At 69.1% G+C, this 16813-nt stretch carries 2 protein-coding genes; both read left to right on the top strand.

Annotated features, from left to right (window positions below; all coding sequences use genetic code 11):
* Window positions 1–23 precede the first annotated feature (23 nt).
* On the top strand, window positions 24–1571 hold the full coding sequence (locus AC0KS4_RS18845) for a DHA2 family efflux MFS transporter permease subunit (RefSeq protein ID WP_225326341.1): 1548 nt from the start codon (window positions 24–26) through the stop codon (window positions 1569–1571).
* Window positions 1571–16813, top strand: a complete 15243-nt coding sequence (locus AC0KS4_RS18840) for an amino acid adenylation domain-containing protein (protein ID WP_425326327.1) — start codon at window positions 1571–1573, stop codon at window positions 16811–16813. Before AC0KS4_RS18845 ends, AC0KS4_RS18840 begins: the two co-directional genes overlap by 1 nt.

Here is a 16813-nt window from a genome sequence, read left to right as displayed (position 1 = left end):
GTTGCCTGTTCTGAAAGGCTGCGATGGACAACGCATCTTCGGCCACTAGCGCTGCATTGATATCCGCCGTCCCCGCCGGGCAATCGGACGCCCACGCCCCCGATTACCCGGACAAGATCGACGGCAGATTGCTCTGGATCGGCGCGGTGTGCGGTCTGGCCAGCACGATGGGAAACCTGGACGGTACCGCGGTCGCCGTCGCTCAGCGGACCTTTGTCACCGAATTCGGCTCTACCCAGGCGATCGTCTCGTGGACGATGGCCGGCTACATGCTGGCGTTCGCCGCCGTCGTCCCCGTCACCGGTTGGGCCGCCGACCGATTCGGCACCAAACGCCTCTTCATGGGCGGTGTCCTGGTGTTCACGCTGGCCTCCTTGCTCTGCGCGATCGCCCCGAACATCGTGCAGCTCGTCGGCCTCCGTGTGCTCCAAGGGATCGGCAGCGGCATCATGACGCCGCTGTGCTTCGTGATCTTGACCCGCGAGTCGGGTCCCAAGCGACTCGGCCGCCTGGTCGCGATCGGGGCAGTTCCGTTCCTGCTCGGCCCACTTGGCGGGCCGATCCTGGGCGGATGGTTGATCGGCACCTGCGGCTGGGAGTGGATATTTTTGATCAACCTGCCGATCGGGCTGAGCGCCCTGGCGGTCGCGGCGGTGATGTTGCCGAAGGACCGTTCCGCGCCCTCGGAAACGCTCGACGTGACCGGAGTGCTGCTGCTCTCACCCGGCATGGCGGCCTTGCTGGGCGGGATGTCGTCCATCCCGGGACGTCGCACGCTCGCCGACCCCCATGTGCTGTTGCCCTCGATAGCCGGCCTGACACTGATTGCCGCCTTCGTTTTTCACGCCTGGCGTCGGGCGGATGCCCCACTGATCGACCTACGCCTGTTGAAGAATCGCGTGGTCCGGCAGGCCAACCTGACATTGCTGATCTTCGCGGTCACCTATGTCGGAATCTTGTTGCTTGTCCCAAGCTATTTCCAGGTTGCGCTGCACCAGACGCCGATGCAGGCCGGGGTGCACTTGATCGCCATGGGATTGGGCGTCGTACTGACCACACCCGTGGCCGGAATAGTCATGGACCGACACGGGCCGGGCAAGATCGTCCTGGCCGGCTTCCCGCTGATCGCAGCGGGATTGGGCATCTTCACCATCGGAGTCGCCCGGCAAGCAGACTATGCACCGACGCTGATGGCCGGCCTGCTGCTCATGGGCATGGGAATGGGCTGTGTCGCAACGCCTCTCTCCGCGGCGTGCGTGCAGCCGTTGGCGCCGCATCAGATCGCCCGCGGCGCGACCCTGCGCAGCGTCAACAATCAGCTCGGCGGGGCGGTCGGGGCCGCCCTGATGACGGTGCTGTTGACGAATCAGCTCATCCACCGCGAGGACACCGGCACCGCGTCCGCCCACCTCGTCCACGCCTACACGCTGGTATTTGCGGTTGCCGCCGCGGTGGCGGCGGTCGCGATCGTCGCCGCGGCGTTCCTGCCGGCGACTGCTGATGACGCAGCGCGACGAGGCCAACCTGACGAGCGCCCGAGCGCTCGCCCAATGAGAAAGTTCGTTGCCTGATGCTCAATTACGGGACGCAACCAGACACGCTGGGGCCGTTGACCGCCGCCCAGCGGGCACTATGGGCCGCGCAGCAACTTCGGCCCGAGATCCCTTACAACTTCGCCGGTTATCTGGCGATCGACCACGACGTCGACGCCGACAAGCTCATGGTTGCCTGCGAATCGGCGGCCGCGCGGTTCGGTACGCCCTGCGCGCGGCTGTCCCTCGAGGACGGCGAGCCGGTCTTCATCGTCGACCGCACTTTCCCGCTGACCCTGTGCTGCGTCGACCTGCGCGCCGCGGCCGACCCGGCGGGCGCCGCGCACAGCTGGATGGAAGACGACTACTGCCGGCCCGTCGACCTGCTCGCCGACCGGCTCATCAACTTCGCGCTGCTGCGGATCGCCGACGATCTGTCCTACTTCTACCTGCGTACCCACCACGTCCTCGTCGACGGCTACGGCGCCAACAACATCATTCGCCACGTCGCGGCGGTCTACTCGGGAGACCGGCCCCACACCGGCGAAGTCGACTTTTCCGCGTTCGCCCTGCTGCCCGAGGCCGACGGGAAGTATCGGCAGTCTTCACGCAGCGCCGCCGACGCCGAGTACTGGAAGACCGTCGTGCGGGGGCCGCTGGACATCACCGACCTGGCGGGAACGCAACGCCCCGTCGCGCCACGCCATCCGATGGTGCGCGAGTTGGTGTGCACGCACGGACTCCTGGGAAATGGCCAAGACCAGTTCGACGTCGCGAGGGTCGTCGCGGCAACGGCGGCGTTCGTCGCGAAAACGACTGGACGGCAGACTATTTCGCTGTCGCTACCGGTGTCGGCGCGGACCACCGCGGCGCTGAAGAAAAGCGCGGGCATGGTATCCAACATGGTGCCGCTGGTCATCGGCGTCGATGACGGCGACACCGTCGGCGACCTGACCGATCGGGTCGGCACGGCCGTCATCGGTGCCCTGCGGCATCAACAGTTCCGGGGCTGGCCGGACCTGGTCGCCGACGCGACCGGTCACGACACCAACCTCGAGTTCGGACAGGTGGTCAACGTCTTCAACTTCGCCGAGCCGATGCGGTTCGGTCCGTCGCTGCCCATGTGCAATGTGTTGACCACCCTGCCGATCCAAGACATGGCGATCAACATCTATCCGCCGCTCGGTGGCGGCACGCCGCGAATTCAGTTTGCCTGGAACCCAGATCGATACACCGCCGACGAGGTCGACCGGCACATCACACGTTTGGAGTCGCTGTTCGACCGCCTTCTGATGGCGGACGCATCGGTGGTGCTGCGGGAGGTGCCGCTGCTGGATCGCGGCGAACGCGATCTGCTGCTGTCGAGGTGGTCCGGCGCCGGTGTGGATGCCCCGGTCGGCTTGGCGCCGGAGCTGTTGGCCGCCGCGGTGACCGCCGATCCGGACGCGGTGGCGATCGTCGATGGTGACCGTGAGTTGTCGTACCGAGAGCTCGACGAGTCCTCGACGCGGTTGGCGCGGGCGCTGATCGATGTCGGCGTCGGCCCCGAGCGCGCGGTGGGCGTGGCGATCGACCGTTCCGCGGAATTGGTGGTCGCCTGGTGGGCGGTGGCCAAGGCCGGCGGCATGTATGTACCGGTGGATCAGGCCCAGCCGGTCGAGCGCGTCGCCGCGGTGCTCGATGCGGTGGCGGCCGTGTGCGTATTGGCTTGCGGCAGCGGCGATGTGGCCGGTGCCGGGGCGCGGCCGGTGCTCCGCGTGGACGACCCGGAGCTGGCCGGGCGAAGCGCGGATCGCATCACCGACGCGGATCGGGTGGCGCCGCTGGACGTGGACGGCGCGGCGTATGTGATCTTCACCTCGGGGTCCACCGGCACCCCCAAGGGCGTGACCGTCACGCACGCCGGCCTGTTGGGGGTGGCCTCGGCGCAGCGCGCGGTGTTCGGGTTGGGTGCGGACGCGCGGGTGCTGATGGTGGCTTCCCCGGTCTTCGATGCGTCGGTGTTCGAGATGCTCTGGGCGGCCGGCTCACGGGCAACGCAGGTCGTTGCGTCGCGCGACGTCTATGCCGGTGACGCGTTGGCCGCGTTCCTGCGGGCGCACCGGGTGAGCGCCGCCGTGTTGACGCCGACGGTGCTCTCGTCGTTGGATCCGGCGCGACTGGATGGGCTCGGCACGGTGATCACCGCCGGCGAGGCCTGCCCCGCCGAGCTGGCGGCCGTCTGGGCCACGGGCCGGCGGATGGTCAACGCCTACGGCCCGACCGAGGCCACCATCTGGGCCACGTGCAGCGCGCCGCTGGCCGCGGGGCAGCCGGTCCGCATCGGCGCCGCCATCCCCGGGGTGCGCACGCTGGTGCTCGACGCGCAACTGAACCCCGCGCCGATCGGGGTGGTCGGCGAGCTCTATCTGAGCGGGCCCGCGCTGGCGCGCGGATACGTGGGCCAGGCGGCCTTGAGCGCAGAACGCTTCGTCGCCAACCCCTTTGGCGGCGCCGGATCGCGGATGTATCGCACCGGCGACCGCGTGTGCTGGGATCCGGACGGTCAATTGCGTTACCTCGGGCGGACCGACGCGCAGGTCAAGGTTCGCGGCTATCGCATCGAACCCGGCGAGGTCCAAAGCGCCATGGCGGCGGTGGACGGGGTGGGGCAGGCGGTCGTGATCGCCCGCGAGGGGCACGGAGGCGACACGCGTCTGATCGGTTACATCACCGGGACGGCCGATCCCGTGGCGATCCGTGACCAACTCGCCGAGCGGCTCCCGGCCTACATGGTGCCCGCCGCGGTCGTCGTGATCGATGCGCTGCCCCTTACGGCCAACGGCAAGTTGGACACCCGGGCCCTGCCCGCGCCGGAATACACGGCCGGCGCCTACCGGGCGCCCGCCGACGCCGTCGAGGAGATCTTGGCCGGCATCTACGCCCAAGTCCTCGGCGTGGAGCGGGTCGGCGCGGACGACTCGTTCTTTGATCTGGGCGGCGACAGCATCATGTCGCTGCAGGTGGTGGCCCGCGCGCGGGCCGCCGGCGTGATGTGCCGTCCGCGTGACGTTTTCGTCGAGCAGACGGTGGCCCGGCTGGCCCGGGTGGCCACGGTGACCACCGGCGACGACGACGCTCTCGACGATGGCACCGGGCCGGTGACCGCGACCCCGATCATGCGGTGGCTGCACGACATCGACGGCCCGGTCGACCAGTTCAACCAGACGATGCTCGTGCAGGCCCCGGCGGGGGCGGGCGAGGCCGACGCGGTGGCGGTCCTGCAAGCGCTGCTGGACCGGCACGCCATGTTGCGGCTGCGCGTCGACGATGACGGCGCCGGCGGATGGTCGCTGTCGGTGCTCGACGCGGGTTCGGTCGATGCCGCCGGGCGCGTGCGGGCGGTGGACGTGTTGTCCGATGAGGCGCTCGTCGACGCGCGCTCGCGGCTGAACCCGGGCGCCGGGGCCATGCTCAGCGCGCTGTGGGTGTCCACCACCGGCCAGCTGGTGTTGATGATTCACCACCTGGCCGTCGACGGGGTTTCGTGGCGAATCCTGTTGGAAGACTTAAATATCGCGTGGGCCCAGCACCGTAGCGGTCAGCCGGTGGTCTTGCCGCCGGGCGGCACGTCGTTTGCCCGGTGGTCGGCGCTGCTGAACGAGCACGCGCGCCACCCCGAGGTGGTGGCCCAGGCCGACGCATGGCGGCGGGTATCGGCCACGCCCCCGGCGTTGCCGGCGGCTCACGTTACCGATACCCACGCCAATGCCGGCCATCTGTCGGCCCAGCTGGATGTCGAAACCACCCGCATGCTGCTGGGCGAGGTGCCCGCCGCGTTTCGCGTCGGCGCGCACGATATCTTGCTGATCGCGTTCGGCATGGCGGTCACGCAGCTGTCCGGCAACGGCGGCACACCGATCGGCATCGACGTGGAAGGCCATGGGCGCCAGGAGCTGAGCGCCACTGTGGACCTGTCGCGCACGGTGGGTTGGTTCACCGCCACGTACCCGGTTGCATTGCATCTTGGCGGCCTGGACTGGGCGCAGGTCGCGGCTGGTGACACCGCCCTGGGAGCGGTGCTCAAGGGGGCTAAGGAACAGCTGCGCGCCCTGCCGGACGGCCTCACCTATGGGCTGTTGCGCTACCTCAATCCCGATGCGGGCCTGGATGATTGCGATCCCACGGTCGTGTTCAATTACCTGGGACGACTCGCCGGTACGGCGGAGCTCTCCGACGACGTGTGGCGGCCAAGCCTCGACAGCTTGTCGGCCACCGCCGTCGCGTCGGCGGTGCCCGTGCCGCTGTCCCACACCGTGACGCTCGACGCCGGTGTCCTGGACGACGAGGGCGGACCACGGCTGCACGCCAACTGGACCTGGGCGACGTCGGTGCTGGATCACGCGGACGCAACACGCCTGAGCGAGTTGTGCTTTGAGGCACTGCGGGGCATCTGCGCGCACGTGCGCCGCGGTGGCGGCGGCCTCACCCCGTCGGACGTGGCCCCCGCACTTCTCACCCAGCAACAGATCGATGTCTTCGAGCGGCACGGGCGCGTCGCCGACGTCTTGCCGCTGACCCCGCTGCAGCAGGGGCTGTACTTTCACGCCGCGGCCGCGCAGGCCGGCGGCGTCGACCTGTACGCGCTCCAGCTCGAAATCGGCATCGCCGGTCCCCTCGACCCGCAGCGGCTGCGCGAGGCGGTCCACACCGCCGTGCGCCGCCACCCCAACCTCGCCGCCCGCTTCTGCGCCGACATCGACCCGCCCGTGCAGATCATCCCCGGCGACCCCACGATCCCTTGGCATTACGTCGATCTCGGCACCGATCAGGCCGACCTTGACGACCGCGTCCAACGGTTGTCCGCCGCAGAACGCGCCGCGGTCTGCGAACTGGCCGACCCGCCCGCCTTCCGGGCGACGCTTATTCGCACCGCCCACGACCGCTACCGGTTCGTGCTCACCGCCCACCACGTCGTGCTCGACGGCTCATCCCTGCCGATCCTGCTGCAGGAAATCTTCGCCGCCTACCACGCACAGCACCTGCCCGCGCCGGTGCCCTACCGGAGGTTCGTGGCCTGGCAGGCCGGCCGAGACCTCGACGCCGCGCATGCCGGCTGGCGAGAAGTGCTGGCCGGCTTCGACACTCCCACGCTGGTGGGACCGCCGCACCGGCAGAGGCTGGGGCGCCAAGGCCTGGAATCGCGCAGGCTCTCCGAACAGACCACTCAGGCGCTGCACCACTTGGCGCGGGCCCACCACACCACCATCAACACCGTGCTGCGGGCCGCGTGGGCGCAGCTGTTGATGTCGCTGACCGGGCAGCGCGATGTGGTCTTCGGCGCCGCGGTCTCGGGACGCACGGCCGACGTGGCCGGCGTCGAATCGATGGTGGGCCTGCTGATCAACACCGTGCCGGTGCGGGCGCACGTGTCCCCGCAGACCACCATCGCCGGCCTACTGAGCAAGCTGCACAACGACTTTCAGCAGACTCTGGATCACGAACACCTGGCGCTGACCGAGATTCACCGCATCACCGGTCACGACCAGCTGTTCGACACCCTGTTCGTCTTCGAGAACTACCCGCTGGATGCGGCGGCCTCGATGGAGCTCGGTGAGCTGTCCGTCACCGACTTCCGCAGTCACGAATCCACCCACTACCCACTGACCCTGCAAGCCACACCGGGCCGCGAGGTCGCGCTCGGCATCGAATACGATGCTGATCTTTTCGATGCGGGAACCGTTGCAGCGCTTGCTGACCGAGTTGAGCGAGTCCTGCTGGCGATGATCGACGACCCGTCACGGCGGCTGTCATCGGTGGACATGGTCGCGCTGGACGAGCACGAGCGTTTCGACGAGTTCGGCAATCGGGCGGTGCTTGCCCGCGCGGCGGGCGGGGCTTCCATTCCTGAACTGTTCGCCGCACAGGCGCTTCGCACACCGGACGCCGTCGCACTGAGCTGCGGCCAAGTCTCCTGGACCTACCGCGAGCTCGATCTGGCGTCTAATCGACTGGCGCACCTGTTAATCGGCCACGGCGCGCGCCCCGGACAGTCTGTGGCGCTGATGTTCGGACGATCGGCGGAGGCAATCGTCGCGATCTTGGCGGTGCTCAAGTCGGGGGCGGCGTATCTGCCGATCGACCCCGCCGTGCCCGACGCGCGCATCGAATTCGTGCTCGGCGACGCCGCGCCCGTCGCGGCGGTGACGACCGCGGAGCTGACATCGCGGTTCGACGGCCACGCACTGACCGTGATCGACGTCGCCGATCCCGGCATTACCACCCAGCCCGATGCGGGGCTGCCGCCGCCGGCCGGCGCCGACATCGCCCACATCGTGTACACCTCGGGGACCACCGGTGTGCCCAAGGGCGTAGCGACCACGCACCACAACGTGACCCAGCTGCTGGAGTCACTGCACATCGGGTTGCCGTCGGGGCCGGGGCAGGTGTGGTCGCAGTGGTATTCGTACGCGTTCGACGCCTCGGTCGAAGAGATCTGGGGCGCGCTGCTGCACGGCAGCCGCCTGCTGGTGGTGCCCGAATCGGTGGCTGCCGTCCCAGAACACTTTCAGGCCTTGCTGGTTCGCGAACGCGTCACCGTACTGCATCAGACTCCGTCCGCGCTGGCGGCGTTGTCGCCGCAGGGCCTGGAGTCCGCGGCGCTGGTGGTGGCCGCCGAGCCGTGCGCGGTGGAGATGGTGGACCGCTGGGCGCCCGGCCGGATCATGACCAATGCTTACGGCCCGACGGAAACCACGTTGTGCGTGACGGTCAGCGTGCCGCTGGTGCCCGGCGCCGGGGTGGTGCCGATCGGTGTGCCGGTCCCGGGTGCGGCGTTGTTCGTGCTCGACGCGTGGCTGCGCCCGGTGCCAGTCGGTGTGGTCGGCGAGTTATATGTGGCCGGCCGTGGTGTGGGGGTGGGGTATGTGCACCGGGCGGGGCTGACGGCGTCGCGGTTCGTGGCATGCCCGTTCGGCCAGCCCGGACAACGGATGTATCGCACCGGGGACCTGGTGTCCTGGGGCGCCGACGGCCAGTTGCGCTATCTGGGCCGCGCCGATGAGCAGGTCAAGATCCGCGGCTATCGCATCGAGCTCGGCGAAATCCAGTCGGCGCTGGGCGGTTTGGCTGCGGTGGATCAGGCCGTGGTGATCGTCCGCGAGGACCGCCCCGGCGACAAGCGCCTGGTCGGGTATGTCACCGAATCGGGGAGCGGCGCGCTGGATCCCGCCGCTGCGCGCACCGAGCTGGGTGAGCGGTTGCCCGCCTACATGGTGCCGGCGGCGATCGTGGTCGTCGAGGCGCTGCCGTTGACGGTCAATGGCAAGCTGGACGCCCGGGCACTGCCGATACCGGAATATCGCGACACCGCATATCGCGCTCCGTCGAACGCCGTCGAGGAAATCCTCGCCGGTGTCTACGCCCAAGTGCTCGGACTCGACCGCGTCGGCGTCGACGACTCGTTCTTCGACCTCGGTGGTGACTCCCTATCCGCGATGCGCCTCATCGCGACCATCAACACAACGTTGCACACAGACCTGACCGTGCGCTCCCTCTTCAACACCCCCACGGTCGCCCAGCTCGCGCCGCAACTCCGCGAAACCGCGGGGAGGGACGAGCCCTTGGTCGCTGCCGACCGGCCCGACTTGATTCCGCTGTCGTATGCCCAAAGCCGATTGTGGTTCCTCGGCCAATTGCACGGGCCCTCACCGGTTTACAACATGACCGTGGGGCTGCGGCTACGCGGGCGACTCGATGCCGGCGCGTTGGGCGCCGCGCTGCGCGACGTCGTGGCCCGCCACGAATCGTTGCGCACGATCTTCCCCCACATCGAGGGCGTGCCATACCAGGAGGTGGTGTCACCGGAGCGGGCGGACCTCGGCTGGGAGGTGGCGGATGCCACCGGGTGGACACAGGCCCGGCTGGCCGATGCCATCGACGCCGTGGCGCGCCACGCGTTCGACCTGGCGACCGAGACCCCGCTACGCGCAAAGCTTTTCAAGCTCGCCGAAGACGAGCACGTGCTGGCGGCCGTCGTGCACCATATCGCCGCCGACGGATCCTCGATCACCCCGCTGGTGCGTGACCTGGGGATGGCCTACGCCGCCCGCTGTGGCGGACAGGCCCCCGACTGGAACCCGCTGGCGGTGCAGTACGCCGACTACACGTTGTGGCAACGAGCCCGCTTCGGTGAGTTCGACGAGACCGACGGCCCGATCGCCGACCAGTTGGCCTACTGGCAAGGGGCTTTGGCCGGGATGCCCGAACGCCTGGAGCTGCCCACCGATCGGCCGTATCCCGCGGTCGCCGACTATCGGGGTGCCAATGCGGCCGTGGAGTGGTCCGCCGACGTGCAGCAGCGGGTGCGCGCGTTGGCCCGTGAGCACGACGCGACGAGCTTCATGGTGATGCAGGCCGCGCTCGCGGTGCTGCTGGGCAAGCTATGCGCGACCGACGATGTGGCCGTGGGGTTCCCGGTCGCCGGGCGGCCCGACCCCGCGCTGGATGACCTGGTGGGCTTCTTCGTCAACAGATTGGTACTACGGGTCGAGCTGGCCGGCGATCCCACCGTCGCCGACGTGCTGGCTCAGGTTCGCTCCCGCAGTCTCGCCGCCTACGAGCACCAGGATGTGCCCTTCGACGTGTTGGTGGACCGGCTCAATCCGGCCCGATCGATGGCGCAGGCCCCGCTGGTCCAGGTGTCGTTGGCATGGCAGAACCTGCCCGGGCAGCACGACCCGGCGGCCGGACTGGACTTGGGCGATCTGCATATCACCCCGATGCCGCTGGACACCCACACCGCGCGCATGGACCTGACCCTCTCGCTGGCCGAACGGTGGAATCAGGCAGGCGAACCCGCGGGGATTTCCGGGGCGGTGGAATTCCGCACCGATGTGTTCGACGCGAAAAGCGTTGAGGCGCTGATCGCCCGGTTGGAGCGGGTGGTGGCGGCCATGACGGCGGATCCCACCCGCCGGTTGTCGTCCATCGATGTGCTCGACGAAGGCGAATACGCGCGGCTGGACGAGATGGGCAACCGCGCCGCGTTGACCCAGCCCGTCGCCGGCGTGTCGATACCGGAACTGTTTGCGGCGCAGGCGAATCAAACGCCCGACGCGGTGGCGATCACCTGTGCGGGCCGCTCGATGACCTACGACGAGTTGGAGCGGGCCGCCAATCGGTTGGCGCACCACCTGGCCGGCCAGGGTGTGGGGCCGGGTCAGTGTGTGGCGCTGCTGCTTTCGCGCTCGACCGAAGCCATCATGGCCATCCTGGCCGTTTTGAAGACGGGGGCGGCATACCTGCCCATCGATCCCGCGGTGCCCGATGCCCGGATCGGGTTCCTTGTCGGCGACGCCGGACCGATCGCCGCGCTCACCACCGCCGAGTTGGCCGGCCGGCTCGAAGGTTACGACCTGCGCGTCATCGATGTCGACGTGCCGGTCGACGCCCAGCCCGGCTTCGCGCCCCCGGCGCCGGCCGCTGACAACATCGCCCACATCATCTACACCTCGGGCACGACTGGCGTCCCCAAAGGTGTTGCGGTGACACACCACAACGTCACACAGTTGATGCGGGGACTGGACGCGGGCATGACCGCACCCGGACCGGTGAAGGTGTCGACGCAGTGGCATTCCTATGCGTTCGACGCGTCGGTCCGCGAGATCTGGGGTGCGTTGCTGCACGGCGGGCGGCTGGTCGTGGTGCCCGAGGCGGTGGCGGGATCACCGGAAGAGCTGCGCGCCCTGCTGGTCGACGAACGGGTCGACGTGGTGAGCCAGACCCCATCCGCCTTGGCCGCGTTGGCCCTCGACGGTCTGGAATCGGCGGCGTTGATCGTGGGCGGAGAGGCCTGCCCGACCGAGTTGGTGGATCGGTGGGCGCCGGGGCGGGTGATGACGAACGCGTACGGCCCCACGGAAACCACCGTGGACGTGACGATCAGCGCCCCGCTGGAGGCGGGCGCCCCGGCGGTGCCCATCGGCGCGCCGGTGGCGGGTGCGGCGCTGTTCGTTCTCGACAAGTCGCTGCGCCCGGTGCCGCCCGGGGTGGTCGGCGAGTTGTATGTGGCCGGCCGCGGCGTCGGCGTCGGATACCTGCGCCGCGCGGCGCTGACGGCATCGCGATTCGTGGCATGCCCGTTCGCGGAAGTACCCGGCGCCCGCATGTACCGCACCGGTGACCTGGTGCGCTGGGGCGCCGACGGGCAGCTGCACTACGTGGGGCGCGCCGACGAGCAGGTCAAGATCCGCGGCTACCGCGTCGAGCTCGGCGAAATCCGCACCGCGCTGGCCGGTTTGGACGGCGTGGAGACCGCGGCGGTGATCGCCCGCGAGGACCGCCACGGCGCCTTGCGACTCGTCGGCTACATCACCGGCACCGCGGACCCGGCCGTCGCGCGCGCCGAGCTGGCCACCCGGCTGCCCGCCTACCTGGTGCCTGCCGCGATCGTGGCGATCGACGCGTTGCCGCTGACCGTCACCGGCAAGCTGGACACCCGCACACTGCCCGCACCGGAATACCGCGACGCCGCATACCGCGCCCCGGGCAACGCCATCGAGGAAATCCTGGCCGACACCTACGCCGAAGTTCTCGGCCTGGACCGCGTCGGCGTCGACGACTCCTTCTTCGACCTGGGCGGGGATTCCCTGACCGCGATGCGCCTGATCGCCGCGATCAACAAGACGCTGAACACCCGCCTGGGCGTGCGCGCCCTCTTCGACACACCCGACATCGCCCAGTTGGCCCCCCGGGTCCGCGCGGGCGAGGCCGGGCTGGAGCCGTTGGTGGCGGGGGAGCGGCCCGACGTTATTCCGCTGTCCTACGGACAGAGCCGGCTGTGGTTCCTCGACCAATTGCACGGCGCCTCACCGGTTTACAACATGGCGGTGGCGCTGCGGTTGAGCGGGCGGCTCGACGCCGACGCGTTGGCTGCGGCGCTGACCGACGTGCTGGCCCGCCACGAAGCGCTGCGCACCGTGTTTCCGCACACCGACGGCGTGCCTTACCAGGACGTGGTGGCGACCGAGCGCGCGGACTTCGGTTGGGAGGTCGTCGATGCCACCGCATGGCCGCCCGCCCGGCTGGACGACGCCGTCGGCGCCGCCGCCTATCACCGGTTCACGCTGGGTACCCAGATTCCCTTGTTCGCCAAGCTTTTCCGCCTCGCCGAGGATGAGCATGTGCTGGTCGCCACCGTGCATCACATCGCGGCCGACGGCTGGTCCGTGGCCCCGCTGGTGCGCGACCTGGGAGCGGCCTATGCCGCCCGGCGGGCAGGCCAGGCCCCCGGGTGGGCCGCGCTGCCCGTGCAATACGCCGACTACACGCTGTGGCAGCGCGCCCAATTCGGCGACCTCGAGGACAGCGACAGCCCCATCGGCGTCGAGCTGGCCTACTGGCAGGAGGTGCTGGCGGGGATGCCCGAGCGGCTGCCACTTCCCACCGACCGGCCCTACCCGCCGGTCGCCGACTACCGCGGTGCGAGCGTGGCCGTGGAATGGCCGGCGGAGCTGCAGCAGCGGGTGCGTGCCCTGGCCCGCGCGCACAACGCGACCAGCTTCATGGTCATCCAGGCCGCCCTCGCCGCGCTGCTCTCCAAACTCACCGCGATCAACGACATTTCGGTCGGGTTCGCCATCGCGGGTCGCACCGACGCCGCGCTCGATCAGCTGGTCGGGTTCTTCGTCAACACCCTGATCCTGCGCGTGGACGTCAGCGGGGACGCCACGGTCGCCGACCTGTTGGCCCAGGTCCGCTCCCGCAGCCTGGAGGCCCTCGAACACCAGGATGTGCCCTTCGAATTGCTGGTGGAAAGGCTCAACCCGATCCGGTCTTTGGCCCACCACCCGCTGGTCCAGGTTTCGATGACCTGGCAGAACCTCCGCGAGCACGGCAACGACCCCGCCGCGGGCCTGGACCTGGGCGACCTGCAGGTCACCCAGCTGCCCCTGGAAACCCGCACGGCCCGCATGGATCTGACCTTTTCCCTCGGCGAACGCTTCACCGAGGACGGCGAGCCCGCGGGCATCGGCGGCGCGGTGGAATTCCGCACCGACGTGTTCGACGCCAAAACCGTTGAGGGCCTCATCGATCGGCTGGAACGCGTGTTGGCGGCGATGACAACCGACCCGGCCCTGCGGCTGTCGTCGGTGGACGTTCTCGACGCCGCCGAACGTGCGCACTTGGATGCGCTGGGGAATCGGGCGGCGTTAGACGCGCCCACCGCCGGTGTGTCGGTCCCGGAGCTGTTCGCCCGACAGGTGGCTCGCACCCCGGACGCGGTGGCGGTCAGTTGCGGCGGCGGCTCGATGACGTATCGGGAGCTCGACGAGGCCGCCAATCGGTTGGCGCACTTGCTGATCGACCATGGTGCCCGCCGCGGTGAATGCGTGGCGGTGTTGTTCGAACGCTCGGCGCCGGCGATCGTGGCGATTTTGGGGGTGCTCAAGTCCGGGGCGGCGTATCTGCCGATGGATCCGGCGGTCCCCGACGCCCGTATCGAGTTCATGGTCGGCGACGCGCGCCCGGTCGCGGCGGTGACCACCACCGGGCTGGTCGATCGGTTCGCCGGGCTCGTGGTTCCGGCACTCGAAATGAATGACCCCGCGATGACGCGCCAACCGTGCACCGGGTTGCCGATGCCGGATGGCGAGGACATCGCCCACATCATCTACACCTCGGGCACGACCGGGGTGCCCAAAGGCGTTGCAACCACGCATGCCAATGTGACGCAGTTGCTGGGGACGCTGCACGTCGGGTTGCCCTCGGGGCCCGGACAGGTGTGGTCGCAGTGGTATTCGTATGCCTTCGACGCCTCGGTGGAAGAGATCTGGGGCGCCTTGCTGCACGGGTCGCGGTTGGTCATCGTGCCTGAGTCGGTGGCCGCGTTGCCAGAAGACCTGCAGGCCTTGCTGATTGACGAGCAGGTCACCGTATTGCACCAGACCCCCTCGGCGGTCTCGGCGCTGTCACCGCGGGTGCTGGGGTCCACGGCGTTGGTGGTGGCCGCCGAGGCGTGCTCGGCCGAACTGGTGGATCGGTGGGCGCCCGGGCGGGTGATGACCAATGCCTACGGGCCGACCGAGACCACGATGTGCGTGGCGGTCAGCCCGCCGCTGAGCGCCGGGATGGGGACGCCACCGATCGGCGCGCCCGTGCCCGGGGCGGCGTTCTTCGTCCTCGACCCGTGGCTGCGGCCGGTGCCGATGGGCACCGTGGGCGAGTTGTACGTGGCCGGGCGCGGGCTCGGCGCCGGCTATCTGCGGCGGCCGGGCTTGACCGCGTCCCGGTTCGTGGCGTGCCCATTCGGACAGCCCGGACAGCGGATGTATCGCACCGGGGATCTGGTGCGCTGGCGTCCCGATGGACAGTTGCAGTACCTGGGCCGCATCGACGAGCAGGTCAAGATCCGCGGATACCGCATCGAGCTCGGCGAAATTCAGGCGGCACTAAGCGGTTTGGACGAGGTGGATCAGGCCGTCGTGATCGTGCGTGAGGACCGCCCCGGCGACAAGCGTTTGGTGGGCTATGTCACCGAGTCGGTCCCGGGGGCACTGGATGTGGTCACCGCGCGGGCGCGGCTGCGAGAAGGGTTGCCGCCCTACATGGTTCCCGCCGCCCTGGTGGTGATCGAGGCGTTGCCGCTGACGGTCAACGGCAAGCTCGACACCCGCGCGCTGCCGGTGCCGACCTACCGCGACGCAGACTATCGCGCCCCGGGCAACGAACTCGAACACCTGCTCGCCGAGACCTACGCCGAGGTTCTGGGCCTGGACCGCGTCGGGATCGACGACTCCTTCTTCGACCTCGGCGGCGACTCCCTGTCCGCGATGCGGCTGGTCGCCACCCTCAACAAGGCTCTGCAGACCCACCTGAGCGTGCGGACCCTGTTCAACGCCCCTACCGTCGCCGCCCTGAGCCAACAGGTGGACAAACACACCGATGACCCGCGCTTCGTCGCCGTCCACGGCGCGCAGGCCGCCGAGGTGCATGCCCGTGACTTGACGCTGGACAAGTTCATCGACGCCGCGACGCTGGCCGCGGCTTCGTCGTTGCCGGGACCCGGCACCGAGATACGTACCGTGTTGCTCACCGGGGCAACGGGATTCCTCGGACGGTATCTGGCGCTGCAGTGGCTCGAGCGGCTGGAACTGGCCGACGGAAAGCTGATCTGCCTGGTGCGCGCCGGCTCCGACGAGGAGGCGCGCCGCCGCCTGGAGAAGACCTTCGACAGTGGGGACCCACAGCTGCTGAGGTATTTCCACGAGCTGGCCGGCGACCATCTCGAGGTCATCGCGGGCGACAAGGGCGAGGCGAACCTGGGTCTCGACGAGCAAACCTGGCGCCGGCTGGCCGAATCCGTCGATCTGATCGTGGATCCCGCGGCCGTCGTCAACGGCGCGCTGCCCTACAGCGAGTTGTTCGGACCCAACGTGGCGGGCACCGCCGAGCTGATCCGGTTGGCCCTCACCGCGAAACTCAAGCCTTTCACCTACGTGTCGACGGCCAACGTCGGCGATCAGGTCGCGCCGGCGGCGTTCACCGAGGACGCCGACATCCGGATCATCAGCTCCAGCCGGCGCAACGACGGCAGCCGCGCCAACGGCTACGGCAACAGCAAGTGGGCCGGTGAGGTGTTGCTGCGGGAGGCCAACGACCTGTACGGGCTGCCGGTCGCGGTGTTCCGCAGCGGAATGATTTTGGCCGACACCACCTTTGCGGGCCAGCTCAACCTGTCGGACCTGGTCACCCGGATGGTGCTCAGCGTGGTCGCCACCGGTGTCGCGCCGCGGTCGTTCTATCAGCTTGACGCCCAAGGCAATCGGCAGCGGGCGCACTACGACGGGTTGCCCGTGGAATTCGTCGCCGAGGCGATCGCCACGTTGGGGGCCCGCGTCGGCCGGGAATCGGGGAGCGGGTTTGAGACCTATCACGTGATGAACCAGCACGACGACGGCATCGGGCTCGACGAGTACGTCGACTGGTTGATCGAGGCCGGTCATCCGATCGAGCGCATCGACGACTTCGGCGACTGGCTGCGCCGGTTCGAGGCCGGGCTGCGTGCACTGCCGGATCGGGTGCGCGAGCATTCCATCCTGGCGGTGTTGATGTCGACGAATGCGCTTCAGTTGCAGCCCGCGGACCCGGCCTGGAATTCCGCCGTCTCGACCGATCGGTTCCGCGCCGCGGTCCAAGACGCGAAAGTCGGCGCCGACAAGAACAATCCGGACATTCCGCATGTCACGCCGGGAGTGATCATCCAGTACGTCGTCGGCTTGCAGCTGTGCGGGCTGCTCTAA

The sequence above is a fragment of the Mycobacterium sp. NTMscope_MAC_12 genome (assembly GCF_976985675.1).
This window is presented reverse-complemented; position numbering and strand designations above follow the sequence as displayed.

Bases quoted from the DNA above. Each gene is read 5' to 3' on its own strand.
- AC0KS4_RS18845 (WP_225326341.1), top strand. From the start codon at position 24: ATGGACAACGCATCTTCGGCCACTAGCGCTGCATTGATATCCGCCGTC.
- AC0KS4_RS18840 (WP_425326327.1), top strand. From the start codon at position 1,571: ATGCTCAATTACGGGACGCAACCAGACACGCTGGGGCCGTTGACCGCC.